This is a genomic window from Sphingomonas parva (ex Maeng et al. 2020), assembly GCF_004564275.1.
Classification (GTDB): Bacteria; Pseudomonadota; Alphaproteobacteria; order Sphingomonadales; family Sphingomonadaceae; genus Allosphingosinicella; species Allosphingosinicella parva.
Genome location: NZ_SPDV01000016.1, coordinates 1 through 19,249 on the forward strand (window position 1 = coordinate 1; position 19,249 = coordinate 19,249).

General features: G+C 64.2%; 20 protein-coding genes, 1 pseudogene and 1 other annotated feature. Of the genes and pseudogenes, 13 read left to right on the forward strand and 8 right to left on the reverse strand.

Going from position 1 to position 19,249, the window contains the following annotated elements:
- The 4 genes and pseudogenes from E2493_RS09720 to E2493_RS09735 all read left to right on the forward strand — a co-directional run.
- Positions 1-260, forward strand: a pseudogene (locus E2493_RS09720) (IS110 family transposase); the annotation flags it as partial.
- Between the two features lie 343 nt (positions 261-603).
- Complete coding sequence (locus E2493_RS09725) at positions 604-909, forward strand: hypothetical protein (RefSeq protein WP_135086192.1); 306 nt, start codon at positions 604-606, stop codon at positions 907-909.
- Positions 910-1,058: 149 nt separating this feature from the next.
- The gene (locus tag E2493_RS09730) at positions 1,059-1,865 is read left to right on the forward strand and encodes a hypothetical protein (protein ID WP_135086194.1); all 807 of its coding nucleotides are present in this window, start codon (positions 1,059-1,061) and stop codon (positions 1,863-1,865) included.
- A gap of 271 nt (positions 1,866-2,136) precedes the next feature.
- Positions 2,137-2,421 (forward strand): hypothetical protein, encoded by a 285-nt coding sequence (locus tag E2493_RS09735; protein WP_135086196.1) that lies wholly within the window; start codon positions 2,137-2,139, stop codon positions 2,419-2,421.
- Positions 2,422-2,520: 99 nt separating this feature from the next.
- On the opposite strand, the gene E2493_RS09740 is transcribed toward E2493_RS09735, so the two are convergent.
- The 3 genes from E2493_RS09740 to E2493_RS09750 all read right to left on the reverse strand — a co-directional run bounded on the left by E2493_RS09740 (position 2,521) and on the right by E2493_RS09750 (position 5,426).
- Entirely contained in the window at positions 2,521-2,970 is a 450-nt protein-coding gene (locus tag E2493_RS09740; protein ID WP_135086198.1) for a hypothetical protein, read from the reverse strand.
- A 329-nt stretch (positions 2,971-3,299) separates the two neighbouring features.
- Positions 3,300-3,599 carry a hypothetical protein gene (locus tag E2493_RS09745; protein ID WP_135086200.1) on the reverse strand — a complete coding sequence of 100 codons (300 nt, stop codon included), beginning with the start codon at positions 3,597-3,599 and terminating at the stop codon, positions 3,300-3,302.
- 336 nt (positions 3,600-3,935) lie between these two features.
- Positions 3,936-5,426, reverse strand: coding sequence for a SulP family inorganic anion transporter (locus E2493_RS09750; protein WP_135086202.1), 1,491 nt, complete (start codon positions 5,424-5,426; stop codon positions 3,936-3,938).
- A gap of 58 nt (positions 5,427-5,484) precedes the next feature.
- Positions 5,485-5,540: a sequence feature (sul1 is cis-regulatory element that is thought to sense ions involved in sulfur or methionine metabolism; They are found in Alphaproteobacteria), on the reverse strand.
- Between the two features lie 522 nt (positions 5,541-6,062).
- On the opposite strand from E2493_RS09750, the gene E2493_RS09755 reads away from it, so the two are divergent.
- From E2493_RS09755 to E2493_RS09765, 4 genes are all read left to right on the forward strand, one after another.
- Positions 6,063-6,614 (forward strand): DUF5681 domain-containing protein, encoded by a 552-nt coding sequence (locus tag E2493_RS09755; protein WP_191992983.1) that lies wholly within the window; start codon positions 6,063-6,065, stop codon positions 6,612-6,614.
- The gene (locus E2493_RS09760; RefSeq protein ID WP_135086204.1) at positions 6,574-7,014 is read left to right on the forward strand and encodes a hypothetical protein; all 441 of its coding nucleotides are present in this window, start codon (positions 6,574-6,576) and stop codon (positions 7,012-7,014) included. Before E2493_RS09755 ends, E2493_RS09760 begins: the two co-directional genes overlap by 41 nt.
- A 66-nt stretch (positions 7,015-7,080) precedes the next feature.
- Positions 7,081-7,203: a hypothetical protein gene (locus E2493_RS22060; protein WP_263854074.1), complete on the forward strand. Its 123-nt coding sequence runs from the start codon at positions 7,081-7,083 to the stop codon at positions 7,201-7,203.
- Between the two features lie 440 nt (positions 7,204-7,643).
- The gene (locus tag E2493_RS09765) at positions 7,644-8,027 is read left to right on the forward strand and encodes a response regulator transcription factor (protein WP_135086206.1); all 384 of its coding nucleotides are present in this window, start codon (positions 7,644-7,646) and stop codon (positions 8,025-8,027) included.
- A gap of 25 nt (positions 8,028-8,052) precedes the next feature.
- Here E2493_RS09765 and E2493_RS09770 read toward each other — a convergent pair whose 3' ends face one another.
- The gene (locus tag E2493_RS09770; RefSeq protein ID WP_135086208.1) at positions 8,053-8,256 is read right to left on the reverse strand and encodes a hypothetical protein; all 204 of its coding nucleotides are present in this window, start codon (positions 8,254-8,256) and stop codon (positions 8,053-8,055) included.
- Positions 8,257-8,701: 445 nt separating this feature from the next.
- Here E2493_RS09770 and E2493_RS09775 point away from each other — a divergent pair, with 445 nt between their 5' ends.
- On the forward strand, positions 8,702-9,739 hold the full coding sequence (locus tag E2493_RS09775; RefSeq protein ID WP_225421329.1) for an SIS domain-containing protein: 1,038 nt from the start codon (positions 8,702-8,704) through the stop codon (positions 9,737-9,739).
- Positions 9,739-10,902, forward strand: a complete 1,164-nt coding sequence (gene nagA / locus E2493_RS09780; protein WP_135086210.1) for an N-acetylglucosamine-6-phosphate deacetylase — start codon at positions 9,739-9,741, stop codon at positions 10,900-10,902. Before E2493_RS09775 ends, nagA begins: the two co-directional genes overlap by 1 nt.
- 155 nt (positions 10,903-11,057) lie before the next feature.
- On the opposite strand, the gene E2493_RS09785 is transcribed toward nagA, so the two are convergent.
- Entirely contained in the window at positions 11,058-12,830 is a 1,773-nt protein-coding gene (locus E2493_RS09785; protein ID WP_135086212.1) for a TnsD family Tn7-like transposition protein, read from the reverse strand.
- A 479-nt stretch (positions 12,831-13,309) separates the two neighbouring features.
- Between E2493_RS09785 and E2493_RS09790 the strand changes: the two genes are divergently transcribed.
- From E2493_RS09790 to E2493_RS09800, 3 genes are all read left to right on the forward strand, one after another.
- On the forward strand, positions 13,310-13,729 hold the full coding sequence (locus tag E2493_RS09790) for a MerR family transcriptional regulator (RefSeq protein WP_135086214.1): 420 nt from the start codon (positions 13,310-13,312) through the stop codon (positions 13,727-13,729).
- 126 nt (positions 13,730-13,855) lie between these two features.
- Positions 13,856-15,484, forward strand: coding sequence for a hypothetical protein (locus tag E2493_RS09795; RefSeq protein WP_135086216.1), 1,629 nt, complete (start codon positions 13,856-13,858; stop codon positions 15,482-15,484).
- 58 nt (positions 15,485-15,542) lie between these two features.
- Entirely contained in the window at positions 15,543-15,821 is a 279-nt protein-coding gene (locus E2493_RS09800; RefSeq protein ID WP_135086218.1) for a CRISPR-associated protein Cas2, read from the forward strand.
- Positions 15,822-15,888: 67 nt separating this feature from the next.
- Here the strand turns inward: E2493_RS09800 and mauJ are convergent, their stop codons facing one another.
- The 3 genes from mauJ to E2493_RS09815 all read right to left on the reverse strand — a co-directional run bounded on the left by mauJ (position 15,889) and on the right by E2493_RS09815 (position 19,163).
- Entirely contained in the window at positions 15,889-17,130 is a 1,242-nt protein-coding gene (gene mauJ / locus E2493_RS09805; RefSeq protein WP_225421331.1) for a methylamine utilization protein MauJ, read from the reverse strand.
- Positions 17,131-17,290: 160 nt separating this feature from the next.
- Positions 17,291-17,887, reverse strand: coding sequence for a hypothetical protein (locus tag E2493_RS09810; protein WP_135086222.1), 597 nt, complete (start codon positions 17,885-17,887; stop codon positions 17,291-17,293).
- A 79-nt stretch (positions 17,888-17,966) separates the two neighbouring features.
- Complete coding sequence (locus E2493_RS09815; RefSeq protein ID WP_135086224.1) at positions 17,967-19,163, reverse strand: PDDEXK family nuclease; 1,197 nt, start codon at positions 19,161-19,163, stop codon at positions 17,967-17,969.
- Positions 19,164-19,249 lie beyond the last annotated feature (86 nt).

Sequence of the window (19,249 nt, forward strand, 5' to 3'; positions counted from 1 at the left end):
CAGGCGGCAAGCAGCGGCTGGGCAGCATCTCGAAGATGGGAGAGCGCACCATCCGCCGATTGCTCATTATCGGCGGCAGCTCAATGGTCCGGAGAGCATGTCGCCACGGTGCGCCAGCAGGCTCGTGGCTGGAGCGAATGCTTGCGCGCAAACCACGCATGCTCGTCACGGTCGCGCTCGCCAACAAGATGGCGCGCATGGCCTGGGCGCTGCTGACGAAAAAGGAGGACTACAGAGCTCCGGCGGCAGTCGCGGCGTAAAGTCGCGGCGGCAGCCAGAGGCGTCGGGGACGTAGGCGGATCGAAGGAGGGTATGGCACAACGGTCGATGAGACGGGGCTGGAAGAACCAGTGAAAGTCAGAGCGCCACCCAAGCGCGCAAAGCTGAAATGGATCCGGTCCGCGAACTCCCATACTGGCCCGCAGCTATGGCGCTGCTCATCGAGGCCGGACAGATGACAGCAACCGACTACGTGCCAACGTTACCCCGATTTACCGCTTGCATCCGAAGGGGCGTCCACAGATGACCTTCGGCCGTCCGAGCCCGGTTGGTCGTGATCCGACCCGTTGCGGACCTCTCCAGTGGGTTGGTAATCGTCGCGGGATGGAGCATGTGACGAAGGCTGCGCGGGTGCACGAGCACCTGCTCTCGCTGTGGGAGATACTCCGCCGAGAGCAGGAACATTCTCTCGCCCGCCTAATCGAAGGGGCCCTTGCCGAGATAGCCGACGAGGACTTGGTTCTCTCTGCTCGTGTTGAGCAAGCCGGGGTGGTCTGGCGGTCGCTATTGAGATCTGCGCGGGGCGGGCTAGCCGACTTCGGAATCTGGCGGGACGATGAGGAGGAGCGGCTTCGGCTCAACGGCGAGTTCCAGCGGCATATCGCTGCCCTCGAGTCCCTGCTGAACTAACGTCCGACTTCCACCCCGAGCCGTCATCCGAACGTCGGCCAAGCCTCAGTCGGCCTATCTGGCGAGAAGCGGACGTTCCCGCCCTGCGGGCGCCAGCTTCCGAGTCCGACCCATTGCTGCCGTCCAAGCGAGGCGGCACAGTCCGGGGCATGAGCGACGACGTCGAGCCTGTGACTAAGATCAAACGCAGGATTCCTCGGGGCATCTGGTTCGACGATGCTGCCGAGGCGCTCGTGACGGAGCGTGAGCTGGTTGCGCTGCTGCAATCCCGCAACGGGCATCTGACCGTTCTGACGACTTGGAACGGGGAAGCCTTGCGGTTCAGGAACGTGGAAGAGGCACCGTGGCTTGACCCGGAGACAGCCGAGTGGGCGCTCTTCGCGGCGCTCGATGGCATCCCGCTCCTGGCAGACGACCGCTACTCCTTCTACTCGACTGAGATCGTCCTGATTGAAGATGGCGCGAGCGGAGCCGTCCTCTTCACGCGCCGCAGCGCGACCAATGAATTTGAATACGACTCCGCTGCCGTCCCCCAAGGAGCATTGTTCGTCGCTGCTGACGAACCGCTGCTGATCTACCCATCGCTCCGCGCCGCAGAGCGCGCTTTGGAAGCCATCGACGTCGAGAACGGTGTCTACCCTGCTGCCTACGGACCGAATGGAGAGCCATACGGCATCGGAACCGATGGCCAACGGGTGGTCATCGAACGGACCGGCCAGTCTGACAAACCCGATGAACTGAAAGCGCTCCTGCTGCGGTATCTGCACGCGAACGGCAGCGCGCCTTCCGAGACGACCTCGCTTGGCGCGCTCACCACGGAGGTGTGGCGCATCGAAAGCGCGTTCTGGCGGGAACATGACCCGTATCGAGAGCGGCCCGGCTCCCGGATACCTTCGTGGGGCCGTATGGCCATCGTCGCCGGCTTCGCCGTGTTTCTCTACCTCGTGTTCCTCTGAGGGCGGGAAGGTCGCCTTTCCAGCCACTGCGGCCGTTCCGCTCGAGGAGGAGCTCGTGGCCGGTCGGTGGCCTGGAAGCGGACCTTCGCACTCAGCCGGCGGCTACTTCCGCTACCGACCCGTTTCAGCCGATCGGCTCGAGCTGAGCCCTATGACGGGTTCGTGGGAGGAAAGCCGACCTTCGGCAGCGCCGGCGCCGTTTGTCGTGCTTCGACCATTGTCGCCCTTCCAGCCCCCCGATACGGTTCAGGTCAGCGCGGGAGGAAGCGGTATGAAGCTTATCGAGTTGGTTGAACAGGCAGCCGGATGGGAAGACGACGACACGACGATCTATGTCTCCAAGCCGTGGACTATCGACGCTGAAGCTACGTTGGTTTGCCCCGCACCAGACGAAACTTCCCCGATCGAGCGCGATGGCCGGGTTTACCACTACTTCTTGGAAACGTTCATCGCTCGGGAGTTTCAAAAGGATTATGCCGCGTCCGTGGAGGGGCGCGATGCATCGACGCTACAGGTCTGCGAGTGGCTGATCAGCTATGCGGAGAACGATGCGTGAGGAAGGGCCGGTTTCCAGCCCAATGCGACATTGCGCGGTCGCTCCGTTGCCGCAGCCGGGAAGGACCGGCAAGGGTGGAAACCAGACCCACCGGTGAGATCAGAGTGGTCTTGGACAACGCTCCATGGCCCACTCGGAAGGGCGGAGATACACGGTTCGGCCGGTCCGCCGATTGGCTACGACGGTCCCCGAGTAGCTCCGCGTGCAAAGCAGAGTAGCCACTACATCCTGTGCCTCGCTCGCTTTCCAACCTGCTTCATCAAGAGCCTTGGCTGCCAGTTTTCCTTCCAACACACTTCGAGGGGCGATGCTGTCCAGCATTGGCCGCACCGCCTCAGGAGGGACGGTGAACGTCAGTTTCTGCTCGTTTGTGTCAAGATCATGGGTGTCGTGGAGGTCGCGCGCGTTCTTCGGGACGAATGGGGGCAGCCAGCCCCTCTCGACTGCTCCTGCGCGATTTGCTTCCGCCCAGGTGGCGTAGCGTTCCTCTTTCTGGTCGCTGCACGCAAAGAGCGACGTAACGACACTGACAGCTACGAGCTTCCTCATCCGACGAGCCTCGCCGAAAAGCTGAAGGGCGGCAATGGGTCGATTCACGTCGTCAGCCGCACGCGAATCCCTTGACGCTGAGCGTCCAGTCCGCCCTTGTGAAGCGGACCTTGGCGATCGTCGGCCGGAACGTCCGCTCAACCGGACAGCTGCGGACGATGGCGGAGCAGGCCTCGCACGTCGGCAATCCCAGGCGAACCCGACCATGCTCATGTCCCGCCCCACCGTCCGCTTCCGAGCAAGCCACCGGGCTCCGGGAAAATCGTGAAGTGGCGCTATGCCGACGGGCTGCTTAGGCGGACGCTGGTGCGGACGCCCAGGCCCGATCGTCAGCGGCCGTGATCGGCGCGGTCCGGATCGAACGCATCGTCCTCGCTGTAGCCCTGTCCGGTCGCGCGGAGGCAGTCGAAAATGAACCACGCGCATTCCGGGAGGAAGACCTTGTGCGCCGCGAACCAGTTGATCGTGTCGCCCACGGTGCACCAGATGACGAACAGCATCCCGCACAGGCCGAAGCTCCAGAGATGGATGGTGAACGGCTTGGCGAAGCCGCCGTGCCAGTTGGCGAACATCAGGAAGAGGAGGCGACTGACCAGGCCGGTCGCCGTGAGGGCGATCGCTAGCTCCACCAAGACCCCTACGCTGTGCACCGCCGGTCCTCCCGTCACGCCCGGACAAGTCTAGCATAATATCGGCGTGGAGTAACGACCCACTATCGCCGCCGCCTGCCACCCCGGCGCCCTCCGTCGACGTCCCTCCGCCCCCAAGATTGGTAGCGATTTCGGGCGGTTGCACCTGTCACGGTAACTCAGGTTACGCGGCCAGTTTACCTGATTCAGTAATTTCGCACGCCGGCCCCGCGTCCGCACCCGGCCGGGAGGGCCCGAGAGTCCGCTTCCGGGAAACTCACCGGTACGGTTGAAGGTCCGGAAATGGCGCATACCGGAAGCGCTTCACCGGCAGGCTCAATGAGGGACGATCCCCATCTCGACGCCGGTTTTGTCGTGCAGCGCGAAGCGGTCGACGAGGTCGGCGCTGGCCTTGTTGTAGCCCTCGATCTCGACCTCGGCGCCGCCGCGCCGCAGCCTGGCGACGATCTTGTCGAGGGCCGCGACCGCCGAGATGTCCCAGAAATGCGCGGCCGAGACGTCGATGCGGATTCGCTCCGCCGGCTCGTCGCCGGTGAAGGCACGGGTGAAACGGTCCACCGAGGCGAAGAAGATCTCGCCGCTCACCCGGTAGTTTGCCACGCGCCCTTCGTCGAAGACGTCCCGCTCGACCGAGAACATGCGCTGCACCTTGCCCGCGAAGAAGATGCCGGAGAGCAGGACTCCGGAGAGCACCCCGAGCGAGAGGTCGTGGGTCGCCACCACGACGACGACGGTGGTCACCATCACCACCGAGGAGGTCGGCGGGTGCCGGCGCAGGTTGGCAATCGAGTTCCAGCTGAACGTGCCGATCGAGACCATGATCATCACCGCGACAAGCGCCGGCATCGGAATCCGCCCGACCCATGGTCCGAGCACGGCGAGCAGGAACAGAAGGAAGGCGCCGGCCGTGAAGGTCGAGAGCCGCCCGCGGCCGCCGGAGGTGACGTTGATCACCGATTGACCGATCATCGCACAGCCGCCCATGCCGCCGAACAGGGCCGCGACGATGTTGGCGCTTCCCTGCCCGGCGCATTCGCGCTTCTTGTCGCTGTCCGTCTCGGTCATGTCATCGACGATCTGCGCGGTGAGCAGGGACTCGAGCAGCCCGACCGCGGCCATCGTGACCGAATAGGGCAGAATGATCCGCAGCGTTTCCCAAGTCATCGGTACATCGGGAAACGCGAGGCTCGGCAGGCCTTCGGGAAGGCGGCCCATGTCGCCAACCGTATTCACCGGCAGGTCGAGGCCGATGCTCAGCGCGCTGAGCAGGAGGATCGCGACCAGAGGCGACGGAATCGCTTTGGTAAGGCGTGGAAAGAGGTAGATGATCGCGAGCCCGGCGGCGACCATCGCGTAGGTCTGCCAGCCGACATGGGTGAGCTGTGGCAGCTGCGCCATGAAGATCAGGATGGCGAGGGCATTCACGAAGCCGGTGATCACCGATCGCGAGACGAACTGCATCAGCAAGTCGAGCCGGAGCAGGCCGGCGACGATCTGGATCAGGCCCATCAAGATGGTGGCAGCGAAGAGATAGGCGACGCCATGCTCGCGAACCAGCGGCACGACGAGCACGGCGACTGCCGCCGTCGCCGCCGAGATCATGCCTGGCCGCCCGCCGGTGAAGGCGATCACGATGGCAATGGCGACGGAGGCGTAGAGGCCGACGCGCGGATCGACGCCGGCAATGATCGAGAAGCCGATCGCTTCGGGAATGAGCGCGAGCGCGACGACGATGCCGGCGAGAATGTCACGGCGCGCGCCGACGGCATCGTTGAACCAGCGCGAGCGGGTAAGTAAGTCTTTCATCGGAAGATCCGCATCAGGGCAGGGCCGCGCCGGGGCAGGCGATCGGGACCAGGCGTGATGTTGTCCGGCGGGTCGGCGGCCGGAATAGCCACCCGGAATCTCACCGGGTCCTTGCGAGTTGCGGGCTGGTAGCCGGCGGAGTGAGCAGAACGCAAGGGCCACCGTCGTGTCAGCGGCTCGCCGGAACGTCGCTTCTCGGGAAGGTCGCGAGGGGTTCCAGCGCGGCGAACCGGCGCATCGCGCACTCCGCCGCTGCTTGAGCAACGCCCCACCCCCGCCGTCGCACGCCCTGTTCACGGCCGGGATCAGCCTCTGTTTCGGGCCTGATCCGCCACGCTCCGAAGCTCTCAAGGCCTGCGCCCGAAGGCCGCCGGCGGTCGCGCGACTCGCCTGCCGGCAGAGCGGATGCGGCCTCCACCCTGCCCCCGCCCCCCCCCTTTCGGCACCGGCGCCACGAGCCCGACTCCTGTAGATTCCCTGTTTTGGCAGGCGAACCGGCTCTGCGATGATCGCAATTTGACACTTGCGAAAATCACTACATCATGCTAGAACAGATAAAGAACATTCGAACAGGGCCGATCAGCGGCGAACGCGCCTGACGCGGCCACGGCAGCAATTTTTCCAGGAAACGCGAACATGCCCGACACGATCGACGCACCGGAAGAGGCCCCGCGCGGCCGTTTCGCGCCCGGGCAGAGCGGCAATCCGCGCGGGCGCCCTGCCGGCTCGCGCAACAAGGCCTCGATCGCAGTCGAGAAGTTGCTCGACGGCGAGGCCGAGGCGATCACCCGCAAGGCGATCGAGCTCGCCCTCGAGGGCGACCGCGCCGCGCTGCGCCTCTGCCTCGAGCGGATCGTGCCGCGGCGCCGCGACGTCCGGGTCACCTTCCCGCTGCCGCCGATCGAGACCGCCGAGGATGCCGAAAAGGCCGGCGCCGCCCTGCTCGCCGCCGTCGCCGCCGGCCAGGTCCCGGTCGGCGAGGCCGGCGCGATCATGGCGCTGATCGTCGCCCAGAAGGGGCTGATCGAGGCCGGCGAGCACGAGCGCCGCCTGACCCGGCTGGAGGAGAAGTTCGGGCGCCGCCGCCGGCCGGGCGGACCGGCGATCGAGCCCCGTCACCCGACGCAGAGCAAATGGGAGAAGACACATGGCGGACACGAAATTGGAAATGTCGATCGTCGACGATGAGCCCTCGCAGGGTTCGTCGCCCGGCGGGGCGGCAGCGCCGCGCTGGCACGTCGTCGTCCAGCAGCCCGGCCAGACCAGGGCCGAGGCGTTCGCAACCTATGGCCGCGATCGGATCGGCGACAACGATGCCGTCATCCTCGGCTTCGCCGATCCGGCCGCCGGCCGAGCGGAGGACGCGCCGCCTTGCCGCCTGCGCTTCCACCTGCCGCCGATCGAGACTGCGCAGGATTCCGAGCGCGGCGGCGCCGCGCTGCTCGCCGCGCTCGGCGAGAGCAGGATTTCGGTCGACGACGCGCTGACCATCATGGCGCTGCTCGTCGGCCAGTCCGAGCTGATCCAGGCGGGGGAGAACGAGCGCCGGATCGAGAGCCTCGGGGCGCAGCTTCGCCGCGGCAGATGATCCGACCGTCCCGATCGGCGCCCGGGGCGACATCGATCGCGCGCCGTATGCGAGAGGAGAAGAATCATGAGCAGGAAGGAAAGCCGGACCGAAGCGCTCGAGGCCGAGGCCGATCCGGCGGAGCAGGCCAGGCCGGTGCAATTCCACTTCGTCAACCTGCGTCCGGGCGAGACGGTGCGCGACGCCTAGGTCCGCTACGGAGAACACCGGATCAAGCCCGGAGATCAACGCATCTGCTGGAAGTATCTCTCGTCCAGCGGCGCTGTGTTCGATCCCGACCTGCTCCCGCAGGGCTGAGGCAAATGCCTGCCCCCGAGCCTTCGATCCATGCCGCGCTCGGCCATGCAACGTCGCGGAGAAGGGCAAGAATCGCCACGCCCCCGGCAAGGCAGGCGCCGCGCCCCGGCCCGGTAAGCGACAGATGAGCGATCGTCTCCCCGCATCTCGCTCGGGCTTGCGCCGCCGTAACGTGACAGATCGGTTACGGACCAAACTGTGGCCGCAAGGACGCATCCTCACGGTCAACATTTGGTTTACCACGATAGTCTGCAACCGCTCGGGACCAATCGGGTTAAACCTGTCTGCCGGGCTGCTTTTTCTTGCACGGCGGCTGTCTGGAGGGCGAGTCGATGGTCCTCAATTGTTGCGTTTACCTGGTCGAGGACGACGAGGCGGTCGCGCGATCGCTGATGGTCCTCCTCCAGATGAAGGACTTTCGGGTCGATCACTTCGCGTCCGCGGACGCGTTCCTCACCCGGGCCGACCAGCTGCCGCGCGGCTGCATCCTGCTCGACGTCTGCCTGCCGGGCACCGGCGGCCTCGAAGCCCTGCGGGAGCTGCGCCGGCGCGCCTGCGCCTGGCCGGTGATCATGATGACCGGCCATGCCGAATTCGACGTGGAGGTCGAGGCCAAGAGCCTCGGCGCCGCCGCGATCCTCGAGAAGCCGTTCGCCCCGGAGCTGCTCTTCCAGGAGGTGGAGAACGTGCTCGGGCTGGTCGCCGCCGGGGCCTAGCCGCGCCGCCGCGGCGCGGCCGCGCTCACCCCGCCGACGGCGTCGGCCGCGCCATGAACGGGCCCTCGACCTCGCCCGCCGCCGCCGCGGCCTCGTCGTCGTGAACGTCGGCCATCAGCAGCAGCAGGTCCACGCCTTCGGGATAGGCGCATTCGCGCGCCAGCCGCCGGTAATGGGCGGCGCGGCGCCGCAACTCCTCCGCGGGAACTCTTCCGGTCTGGTCGGCCATAGGGAGGTAGAACGAGAGCCGATCCGGGCCGTTCCTCGCCGTTTGCACAATCCGGCGGCGCGTTGCGCTGCGGGCACAGGAGCGCAGCCGATTGGGTATAACCTCCCGCGCGCCCGTGACATGCTGGATCGATCCAGCACCTCTTGGCGGCGGTCCGTCTCGACCACGAGCTGCTATTTAGCCCTTTGGCCGCTCGAAGTGATCTGGTACTGCATTGGTACTGTCCAATTTAAGTGCGGAATCGAGGGGCGGGTTTCGAGTGACGACGCGCGGAGGGACTTTATGCCGGCAGCCGGCGGCGCCGTGAGGCAGGGGCTTCGCGAAACCCGGATTGCGCGCGCGGGGCTCCAGGGCTGGGCGCATGCGTTCACCGGCCATCGCTCGGCGGGAGCCTCGGCCCGCCTTGGCACAACCACGTGGTGAGCAGCGCCGCGGACCTGAACGGATGACCATGAACGCGACCGCCAGCCAAAGCCTGATGTTCGCCGAAGCCGCCGCCGCTCCGCAGGTGGTGGCGCGGCAGCTCGAGAGCCGCGACCAGCGGCGCAGGATCGGCGAGCGGCTCCGCCGCACGCCGCCGACCCTGGTCGTCACCTGCGCCCGGGGAAGCTCCGATCATGCGGCGACCTTCGCCAAATATCTGATCGAGACGCGGACCGGCGTTCCCACCGCCTCCGCCGCGCCTTCCACCACCTCGGTCTACGAAGCGCGGCCGCGCCTCGAGGGGGCGCTGTGCATCGCCATCTCGCAATCGGGCAAAAGCCCCGACCTGCTCGCCTCGGTCGAGGCGGCGCGCGAGGCCGGCGCCTTCGTGATCGTCCTGGTCAACGACACCGGCTCGCCGCTCGCCGCACTGGCCGACGAGGTGGTGCCGCTCTGCGCCGGGCCCGAGCGCAGCGTCGCGGCGACCAAATCGTACATCGCGTCGCTGGCCGCGATCACCGGCCTGGTCGCCGATTGGGCCGAGGACGAGGCGCTGGCCGGCGCGATCGACGACGCTCCGCGCCTCCTCGAGCGGGCCTGGGACCTCGACTGGAGCCCCGTGGTCGACCTGCTGCGCGACCGGACGAGCCTCTACACGATCGGGCGCGGCGTCGCGCTCGGCGTCGCCCAGGAAGCGGCGCTCAAGCTCAAGGAGACCTGCGGCCTGCACGCGGAGGCGTTCAGCGCCGCCGAAGTCCGCCACGGCCCGATGGCGATCGTCGGCGCCGACTTTCCGATCCTCGTGTTCCGCCAGCGCGACAGGACCGCCCAGGGCGTCCTGGCCCTCGTCGAGGAGCTGGCCTCGCGCGGCGCCCGGGTCGCGGTTCCCGGCGACGCGCCGGGCGGCGCGATCGCTCTGCCCTGCCTCGAGTCCCATCCCGCGCTCCAGCCGATCCTGCAGATCCAGAGCTTCTATCGCGCCGCCAACGCCCTCTCGCTCGCCCGCGGCTTCGATCCGGACCGGCCGCCCCACCTCTCGAAGGTGACGGAGACCCTGTGATGCGGATGGCGCTGACCAACGGCCGGGTCCTGCTCGACGAGGGCTTCCGCCGCGACGTCGCGGTGCTGGTCGAGGGCGGCCGCGTCGCCGCGCTGCCGGCCGAGGCCGATCTGCCCGCGGGCATCGCGCGGCGCGATCTCGGCGGCGCGATGCTGCTGCCCGGCTTCATCGACACCCAGGTGAACGGCGGCGGCGGCGTGCTCTTCAACGACGTGCCGACCGCCGAAGGGGTGGCCGCGATCGGCCGCGCCCACCGCCGCTTCGGTACCATTGGGTTCATGCCGACGCTGATCAGCGACGACATCGAGAAGGTGGCGCTGGCCATCGCCGCCGTCGACCAGGCGATCGCCGACGGCGTCCCGGGCGTGCTCGGGATCCACATCGAGGGGCCGTTCCTCAACGTCGACCGCAAGGGCATCCACGCCGAGGACCGTATCCGGCGCGCCGATGCCGGCGATCTCGCCGTGCTCACGCAAGCCGGCCGCGGCCGGCGGATGGTGACGGTCGCGCCGGAGAAGGTGGATCCGGACCAGTTGCAAACCCTGGTCGAGGCCGGCCTTCTGGTCTGCGCCGGCCACACCGATGCGACCTACGCCGTCACCCGGCGCGCGCTCGACCAGGGGCTGCGCGGCTTCACCCACCTGTTCAACGCGATGTCGCAGCTCGGCAGCCGCGAGCCGGGCGTCGTCGGCGCCGCTCTCTCCGACGAGGCGAGCTGGTGCGGGATCATCGTCGACGGCGCGCACGTCGCGCCGGTCGTGCTGCGCCTGGCGCTGCGCTGCAGCCGGCCCGAGCGGTTCATGCTCGTCACCGACGCGATGCCGACGGTCGGCGCGGCGAGCAAGTCGTTCGTCCTGCAGGGCAAGACGATCGAGGTTCGCGGCGGCGTCTGCGTCGACGACGCGGGCACCCTCGCCGGCTCGGACCTCGACATGGCGACGGCGGTCAGGAACGCGGTGTCGATGCTCGGCCTCGACCTCGCCCAGGCGGCGCGAATGGCCAGCCTGCATCCCGCCGAGTTCCTCGGCCTGGGACACGAGCTCGGCCGCATCGCGCCCGGCTATCGCGCCAGCTTCGTCCTCGCCGATGACGGGATCAACGTCCTCGACAGCTGGATCGACGGGGTCTCCGCCAAGGAGGAACCGGCGCGCGCCACCGGATGACGCGCGCGGTGGATGGCCGGAATAGAGTCCTTTCAACTCTGCGCTAATTCTCCTTCGTAAGACCGCTACCGTCCGGACCCTGGGAAAGAAATTAATCCTTTCAGTTTCGCATTCAGCGGCCTTCAAGGGCGTCCCTATGGTCAAATAAAGTCCTTTCAGTCTCGGTCGGACTCGCTCCGTGCGCGCCGGCCAGGCGATCCATCTCGACCTAAAACTTCGTTCAGAACGGCACGAGCAAGCTCCAACCTGTCCGTTCGACGTCCTACCAGGCGAAGAAGTTTCGTTGGGGTCGGTGCATGCCCTCGCTCCATCTCCGCCGCAATCGCGGCCCGCATTTTACGCCGTAACGCATGGTCAGGTATCTCGACGACATTGGCTAGCGCAGCCTTGGTCTTAGGCAATCGGCTCAACGGCCTTTGAAGCAAATAGCCGCGAGGAATCGCGTGCGCCAGAGCATTAACCGTCACGCGCGCCGGAGGAGGCAACTGCCTGATTCGATCCGCCTCGGCATGCACATTTTTAGCAAGCTCATCGTCAACTTGTGTCCAGTCCGTCTTTGAAAAGCGCCGATCTGCCGCTACCGGAATATAGTACTTTTTCGGCGGCTGCCGATCTTTCCGCACCTTCTTCCGTCCCGACTTCGCTCCCCCCTGCGTACAGGGGGATTCGGAGCGTAGCGACCATGGCACATCAATGCCATGGGTCCGAGCAATGACTGCAACGGACGGCCCTGAGACCCCCAACTTGGATGCTATTGCTTTACAAGTTTCTCCAGCGGCGACCGAGGTTTCGAGGGTGGGGATTGCGGACGGGCCGAACGACCTCAGGCGAGGAGGATGCAACGTTCCGTCGTCATCCACACGACGGGTGTGAACATAGCCGCAGGAGCACTCGAACTCTCCGACATAAGCTCCCCTGTTCCGCCGAACCGTGATCTTCGTCACGGGCTTCTCGACCGCGTGCGCGATGAGCGGATTCGGACAGCCCCACGGTCCATCTCCGAAAGGCGTCGATGAAATTTGGGACTTTGGCAGGGGACTTACAAAAGAGAATACGATCGCTTGGTAGAACGGAGATTCCGACACGAGGCGACACCTCCAGGATCTCTCATGGGACTGCCCGGAAGATAGTTGCGGCCAGATCTCCAATACGGAACCGAAGTGTCGTACGATCGCGTCGCTTAACTGCGCCCGGGCTACCTGGCCTTTCTTTCGAGACTTGAACCCAGAAGCGATCACTAGCTGACGCAGGGTTGTACCATCTGTCAAAAGTGGAACTCGCCAGCTATCGAGCATCGCGTGCCCAACCAAGGCGATGCGGTTCAATTTGTCCATGTCGTCGCCTACTACTTGCGCAGAGAATGGACTAGAGGACGGACAATTCGCGGAATTGGCACTCACATAGTTCCTGACATTGCGCGAGACATCGACACTGCTATCTACCAGCAGCGATCCATGGCTCGGGCAGACGAGGCTCGTGTCCAACTGGTGCCGCCTCATCCAGTACGGCTCACCAAACTGTTGAAGCGCATCATCATTGCAGTCAGGGCAATAGCGCAACCTAGCGCGGGTCGCAGAACCGGTAGCCGCGCCAACCTTCTGCGAGAATAATGACGAAGCACCCGACATCAATTCAAGCAGCTCTTCGAGGTAGGCCGGTGAGCGAAATGCTGTGTAAAATGGCAAAATCGTGTTTTCCAACGCGACACGCCGGACGGTGATCTCCCTGCCTTTAGGGATTCGTTGAACGAAAGCATCCAGTCTCGTGGGAAGAAAGTAAGATGGCTTGGCTCCCTTAGTGCCAAACAGCACGTCAAGTGCCGCAGTTTGAGCAACGCCGGTATGTCGAATATAGCGTGCGATAACGCTATACAGGAGTTCGTCAGGATATATTTCTGGAAAGTACGATACCTCCTGAATTGACGACACCGGCTATATTCCTCTAATCTCAGTCCCAGCCTTGGGATCTCCATTCTCAAGCCCTAAGCAGTCAAGGCATCGCCGCCCACGTTTGATGCCAGGTGCTGGAAGACTCAAACTCGTGCCAGGGTCCGCATCGCACCATTCGTCAGCCGCTGGCTTCAACGTTCCTAGAGGCGGATGAGATTTATGCCTGCCGGTTCGAACACACCTTTGCGTTGGTCGGGAGGAGGCCTGTGCGGTGTACGACCCATGCATATGTCCGGGGTGGCGAAAATTTTTGTGGAAGCCAAGATGCCGAAATTACCTAGATCCTCCTTTCCGGCCACCCCAGTGCCTGAGGCCGGCTTCGGCGCTGTTTTCGGGAGGAACTTTGCACCGCAGGAATGAAGCCACTACGACGTACTCCGCAGGACGATTCTGGAAGATTCGGTGGCGGCTCAGGATCAGTTTCGTGCGATTGAGGAACTTCCTCTCGCTGTCGGAGAATGCAATTGAGGATAGGCGAGCTCGGCGCTGCGACAGACACCAAGGTGGAAACCATCCGCTATTACGAGCGAGTGGGACTCCTGCCCCGCGCCTCGAGAACCGCCGGCAATTACCGGGCCTACGACAGCGGCCACCTTCAACAACTCATGTTTATCCGACGAGCCCGCGAACTTGGGTTCGAGGTGCACCAGATAAGGGAGCTCCTGACTCTGTCCGACACGAAGCAATGTTCGGGTACGGCTTTCGCGGAAATCGTCGAGCAGAACCTGGTCGTCGTCAACCGGAAGGTGCGAGAGTTGCATGCCCTGGCGCGCGAGCTCGATCGCTTGCTCTCGGAGTGCCAGCGAGGAGCCAATCCGAAGTTCGGTTTTGCTGAAGCGTTGTCAGACGTTTCAGCCACCGACCCGGGCATAACCTAGCGAAGCGGCGCCGGAATGCCAACCTTGGTCCGCCGGCAGGCAAGGCAACCAGCGTGATCAGGGTTGTCCGACGCCTTCCCCCTGGGCACGCGCTAGGCACTTAAGCTATATCGGTGAGACCAAGCCATGCGCTTCAAAAACCTCGACAGATATCGCACCGGCGGCGCTGCCAATCAGATGCACCTGAGCCTTCCCGTGCCCAAGACCCCCGATGGCAGAGTCTATCGCTTCTCCCCGAACGAGAACGCCCACCCACGTCACTTCGTGCTCGGCGATCCGGAGCGGCCTGAGGATATCAGCGACGACAAGCGCGCTCGCATGAAGCTGGAGCCGGGTTCGTCTCAGACGGTCTGCCCGTATAGCGGCGTCATCGCCGACGACGACGAGTTCATCCACCCTGACGATCGCGAGGCAGCGATCGCGATGGTCAAAGATGCCGCCGTTCGTGAAGTTGAGGACGCCCTCACAAGCATGTTCGAGGGACTGAACCGACGGACGCCGCGCAAAAGCTTGGTGAGCATCGAGGCCAAAGTCAGGAACAACCCTCGCCCGCGGCTGCGCTTCTATCGCGACGATCTCCTTCGGGAGCTGATCTGTGATCATTGCGGTCGGGATTACGGTGTCTATGCCATTGGCCTCTTCTGCCCCGACTGCGGCGCGCCGAACCTGCGCCTCCACTTCGCGCGTGAGGTCGAACTGGTCGACGCGCAGGTCCAGCTCGCCGACGGCCTCGAGCCTGACCTCCAGGAGCTCGCATACCGGTTGCTGGGAAATGCCCATGAGGACGTGCTGACCGCATTCGAGGCGACGCTGAAGACGGTCTACCTCTTCGGGCGTGAAGCTGCTTTTCCCGGCGACCCGGTCGCCAATATCGGAAACGCTTTCCAGAATGTGGAACGAGGACAGAAGCAGTTCGCGGAACTCGGTTTCAATCCCTTCGATGTCCTCGAGGACGAGGAACTCGCGGCTCTGAAGCTGAACATTCAGAAGCGCCACGTCATCGGTCACAACCTCGGCGTAATCGATGCTAAATTTGCCGACCTATCGGGAGAGGCCGGCATCGGCGAGACGGTGCACCTGGTCGGCGAGGACACTCGCGCATTTGCCATCATCGCCCAGAAGGTGGTCGACGGCATCGACGGCTGGTTGGGCGGGGTCGCCATCCCACCCCGCGTGCGAGAGGCGCCACCACCGGGCGAGGAAACAGAAGTGACGAAAACGCCGGCGGCCGATCTGCGCCTGAGCGAGCTGGGCTACCGCCTCGGAGCGTGGCTTGCCGGTGCTTCGGAGAGGGGGCTCAACGGCCGCATCAATGCTGATGCCGTCCTGAGTGCCTTCAGCGACGTTCCGATACGCGATCTTCAAGACGCGGTGGCCGAGCTGGAGATGGACGGCTACATCTCGGCAACGACGGTCTCTGGCAGATCGCTCCCGCTGATGGGCTACCGGCTGGAGCTGTTCTCGACCTTCGACCCGCTGACGCGCAAGACGGACCCGACACTCGACGCGGCGATACTTGCCGCTCTCGCCCTGGACTTCGACGGCAACGTCAACGTAGCGGAGCTGCACGCGAAGTCCGGCTGGGACCACCGCCAGTTCAACCCGGCTCTCGGCGTTCTGGTCAGCCGCCTCGACGAGCGGCGGGTTAGTAAGACTCACGACGCCGAATACCCGACGAGGATGTTCATCCTAGGCCCGCAAGAAAGAGTCGAGCTGAAGCGATTCAAGGAACGCCATCCGCCAAGCACGAGATGATCCCTAGACGTCCTTAGGCGCGAAGTTCATCGAGATTCTCGGAACTGAGGAGTCACCAATGGCCGTGTTCTTAATCACGTACGACTTGGTCGCAGAGAAGAGCGGCCATGATTACGAGCCTCTATGGGAAGAGCTCGGCAGGGTCGACGCGGTCAAGAGCCAGCTGTCCGCGTGGCTCCTCGCCGCGAACAACACGCAGAAGGAGGTCCTGGATCACTTTCGAACATTCGTCGACGACGATGATCGGCTCATGGTGATCCAGGTCTCGAAGAAACCTAGTTTCAGCAAAGCGCTCAAAGGCACAAACGCCTTCCTTGATGAGCACTTCGGGAACTAAGCTTCGACATAGCGCCCGAAGCTGTCTCGGACGCGATATTCACTCGCCCGTCCAGTCCAGAGGTCATTCAGGGAGCGAAGGGATCGTCGGGTACGCCTAGATCGACCGCGATGAAGCGACGCGCCAGGCGACGCATCACATCTGCAGCATTCTCGAGCCTTCGCAGCTCAGCAGCCTCATCGGGGTCGGAAACCCGGTCCAGACTGGCATGGGCGACCGCCACCCGGCACGCGGCATAGATGTACTTCTCCGGGGAATCGGCACCGCAGGCAGCGAGGAATGTCGGTATTGAGTGCTGGTCACGAGGGTCGTCGAGCACGGCACTCAAATTGTCTGCGATCCACTTCGTACCGGCTTTCCAACCGACGTGCCGCAGTTCGATGATTTTGTAGTAATTGAGGACGGCGTAGCTCACGAGGAAATTCTGCTCGGCGTTCCTCGCCTCGCGGTAAAGGGCGAGCGCTCTCCGTACCTCCTCGGAAGCCGGCATCGACCTCGCAAAGGCCCATTGGTGAGTCGAGGTGAAGGCCAGGTTCCGGCGCGCTAAGGGGAGCGGAACGGGACTACCTGCCCAACCGCCCTCCACGACGGCGAATTGGTCATCGCACCATGAGAGCATGCTCAGAAAGCGGTTGATGACGGTCTGCGCCTGTTCAATGCTAAGCCGGTTAGAGTTCAGGTCGATGCTGATCGATTGCACGAACTCGTTGGTCTTCGGCATCAGCACGAGCCGGTATTGGTCGAAAGCGACGAGTTCCTCGTGTCGCGGCCAGGTCAATTGGTTGTCGACCCCGATGTTGAGGAACGTCGAGGACGGGGTGACGCCTAGGCGCTCCAGCCGCGTTCGTTCAGCCTCCTCAGCATCGTACTCGGAAGCATCCTTAGGCACAGGCTGCGGGTGGCGGCGATCTCTGGCGACGCGAGCCGCCAGCAAGTCGAAGAAGCGCCGGCTGAGAGCGATTTCTCGCGAGACCGAAGCATAGCGCGCAGCGGCATCAAAATCGATGTCGGCCCCTGGCTGCAGCAGGGTGACAGCCTCCTGCGGAACATAAGCCGCGCACTTCCGCGTTCCGCCGCTGTCATACGCGATTCTTGCCCAGCCACGGCTGTTGATAGCGATCGGAGCCAACGAAAGGTGCACGGCTACGACGCTCCCCCTTACTTCCGGATCTCCGATGATTCGGGTTAGGGCGGTGATGAATTCGCCGGCTCCCGCGAACGCGGTCTCGACCCCTCCGACCGGTCCATGACGCTGGAGGATCGCGCAAGCATGCCCTGCCCACTCCGGAATCAGAGGCGTCAGACCCAAGACCGCGAATGCGATCTCCTGGTCAGTAAGAGGCCGCCCTCGGTTTTGGCGGCCTCGAGGCAGCCGAGCGTAGCTACGAAGTGACGCGAAACGCCTCTGGAGGTCATCGAGCCCGTAGGGGCCGACGTCCGCATCACGGCAGAACTCAGCAAGGACGCTCTCAAGATGCTTGGCGAGCACACGCGTCAACCCGCCCCAAATCGCAGGTCTCCAGCCCGCCTGCCCTCAGCCGCTCGAGGAGATCGTTCATGCGCAGCATGATCAATGCCACTTCCATCTTGTGAACGATCGTCATCTTCGCGATCTGTGGACTGCCTGCACGGTAGCTATCGACAATTTCGCTGCGCCGGCGCGCGAACCGCACAAATTCGGCAGCGACAGCATTCCCGGCCTCCGCCTCAATCACGTTGCGACGGAACCGAGCCGGATCGTAGGTGGCGCAGAGGTCCGGCAGGAATAGTAGCTTCGGAGCGCCATTCAATTGCGGCGTGACGTCGAGCAGCTCGCCCCCAGGCGTGGACCAGATTCCATGATGCTCCGCCTCGTAATAAGCACCGCGCAGGTGCCAGATGGCCCAGCCATGCACGATGGAGCCACCACTGCGCTCGACTTCCCGTGCTACGTTGTCGAAGCAGGATCCGAGCACTGCGCCCGTCCCCGGCACCGACGGAACGAAGCACGGCGCTTCGTCGGAAATGGTTCCGCAGAAGGCCAAGAGTTCTGGAGTGAGTTCACGCGGCACCGTATCGAGCTGCAAGAGGATCGTCCTTCTACCCACGTCGTCGCATGCGACGGCAGCGTTAGCGCCACGCCAGAGGCTGCCGTACTCATTCTTATCAGATCGAACCTGACGCTGCAGCGTCCGTATTGCCTGCGACTCCATCCTCGACCGCTTGATGTCGCGGGAAAAGGGCCATCCTTCGTCCGTCATCGTCTCGACAGGAGCGTCCCCAACTACTCATGGCGAATAGGTGGACGAGCTTGAATTCTGCGAACGGACCATTGCCCTCCGGGACGAACGGCTGGACGTAGATGTGCGGACCGTCGAAATAATCATCCCCGTCTTCATCGATGTCGATGATTGATTCGTAGGGCAGCACCAGCATCAGCTCGTACCAAGCCCGGTTCCCCTCTGGCAGACTGCTCCACTGGTCAAAGGCTTCAGCTCGCGCCGCGTCAGTCTCAGGCCGCTCCGGGTCAGGCAAGGGGTCATCATGCGGCGGAGCGTCATTCATCCTTTCCGCGTAGTCCCAGTGCTCACCATCATCGTCGATGAAAGCAAAGTGCCGGCGGAAGAGGAGCTCAACGCCAAAGGCACCACATTTTCCAAACCTGTATACTGCCCATCGGCCGCGGACGCGGCGGGGCTGCTCTGTCCTGTCGAGGAACGGGTAGCGGTCGTCGCTCGCGTCCCGGACCATCACGGACGTGTGCGGCTGGAGGAGACGCTTCGCCTTCCGCTTCATGGCAAGCCGGCTGCGTACCTCGGTCTTGATAGATCGGCGGCGCGTCTGGAGGGAGACACCGAAATAGGCGAACAGCAGATGGTCGTTCTTAGGCTGGTAAAGCTGGTCTTCAATTTCGCCTTTCCCCCAAAGCTTCGCTTCCTGGAAACCAAGGTCCCGCGCCCGTGCGTAGAAGCGGTCTCTCGCCTCGATCGAAAAATCGCATGCGGCCGCGAATATGAGGCCGTAGAGCCGGGCTTCACGAGCGCTGGGCAGCCCTTCCAGGTAACCCTCGATCTTCTTCGGCCCGATCGCCTTCTCCCGCTTGCATTGTATGAGCCACTGGCGCTCTTCCACGGCGCCACCAGACAACGCACCCTCGAGGCTCTCCAATTCAACTGCTTCGGCGCCGTAGACGAGCTCCGTCGCACGCGCATCGAACCCCTCGTCGCTTCCGGTTCTTCCAGTCGCCTCGAGGTCCCGCCAGGAGCGAAAGTCGTAGAGGAGCTGCCTGACCAGATCCTCAAAGCGGTGAGGCTCAAGGTCCTCAAGGTGAAGCGGACCGAGCGTGCGAGTAACAGGGGCCATGGCTCTCTACCGTCCTGATAGTCATTTGAATGGTGAGCCGGCACCCAAGGCCCGACCTTTGAAGCGCCTCACGCTTCCGGGCGAGT

What these genes read in the sequence shown, in the direction of transcription:
- E2493_RS09730 (WP_135086194.1), top strand. Translation starts at nt 1,059, where the DNA reads ATGAGCGACGACGTCGAGCCTGTGACTAAGATCAAACGCAGGATTCCT.
- nagA (WP_135086210.1), top strand. Translation starts at nt 9,739, where the DNA reads ATGCGGATGGCGCTGACCAACGGCCGGGTCCTGCTCGACGAGGGCTTC.
- E2493_RS09760 (WP_135086204.1), top strand. Translation starts at nt 6,574, where the DNA reads ATGGCGGACACGAAATTGGAAATGTCGATCGTCGACGATGAGCCCTCG.
- E2493_RS09725 (WP_135086192.1), top strand. Translation starts at nt 604, where the DNA reads ATGGAGCATGTGACGAAGGCTGCGCGGGTGCACGAGCACCTGCTCTCG.
- E2493_RS09775 (WP_225421329.1), top strand. Translation starts at nt 8,702, where the DNA reads ATGACCATGAACGCGACCGCCAGCCAAAGCCTGATGTTCGCCGAAGCC.
- E2493_RS09755 (WP_191992983.1), top strand. Translation starts at nt 6,063, where the DNA reads ATGCCCGACACGATCGACGCACCGGAAGAGGCCCCGCGCGGCCGTTTC.
- E2493_RS09750 (WP_135086202.1), bottom strand. Translation starts at nt 5,426, where the DNA reads ATGAAAGACTTACTTACCCGCTCGCGCTGGTTCAACGATGCCGTCGGC.
- E2493_RS09740 (WP_135086198.1), bottom strand. Translation starts at nt 2,970, where the DNA reads ATGAGGAAGCTCGTAGCTGTCAGTGTCGTTACGTCGCTCTTTGCGTGC.
- E2493_RS09795 (WP_135086216.1), top strand. Translation starts at nt 13,856, where the DNA reads ATGCGCTTCAAAAACCTCGACAGATATCGCACCGGCGGCGCTGCCAAT.
- E2493_RS09770 (WP_135086208.1), bottom strand. Translation starts at nt 8,256, where the DNA reads ATGGCCGACCAGACCGGAAGAGTTCCCGCGGAGGAGTTGCGGCGCCGC.
- E2493_RS09800 (WP_135086218.1), top strand. Translation starts at nt 15,543, where the DNA reads ATGGCCGTGTTCTTAATCACGTACGACTTGGTCGCAGAGAAGAGCGGC.
- E2493_RS22060 (WP_263854074.1), top strand. Translation starts at nt 7,081, where the DNA reads ATGAGCAGGAAGGAAAGCCGGACCGAAGCGCTCGAGGCCGAGGCCGAT.
- E2493_RS09815 (WP_135086224.1), bottom strand. Translation starts at nt 19,163, where the DNA reads ATGGCCCCTGTTACTCGCACGCTCGGTCCGCTTCACCTTGAGGACCTT.
- E2493_RS09765 (WP_135086206.1), top strand. Translation starts at nt 7,644, where the DNA reads ATGGTCCTCAATTGTTGCGTTTACCTGGTCGAGGACGACGAGGCGGTC.
- E2493_RS09790 (WP_135086214.1), top strand. Translation starts at nt 13,310, where the DNA reads ATGCAATTGAGGATAGGCGAGCTCGGCGCTGCGACAGACACCAAGGTG.
- E2493_RS09735 (WP_135086196.1), top strand. Translation starts at nt 2,137, where the DNA reads ATGAAGCTTATCGAGTTGGTTGAACAGGCAGCCGGATGGGAAGACGAC.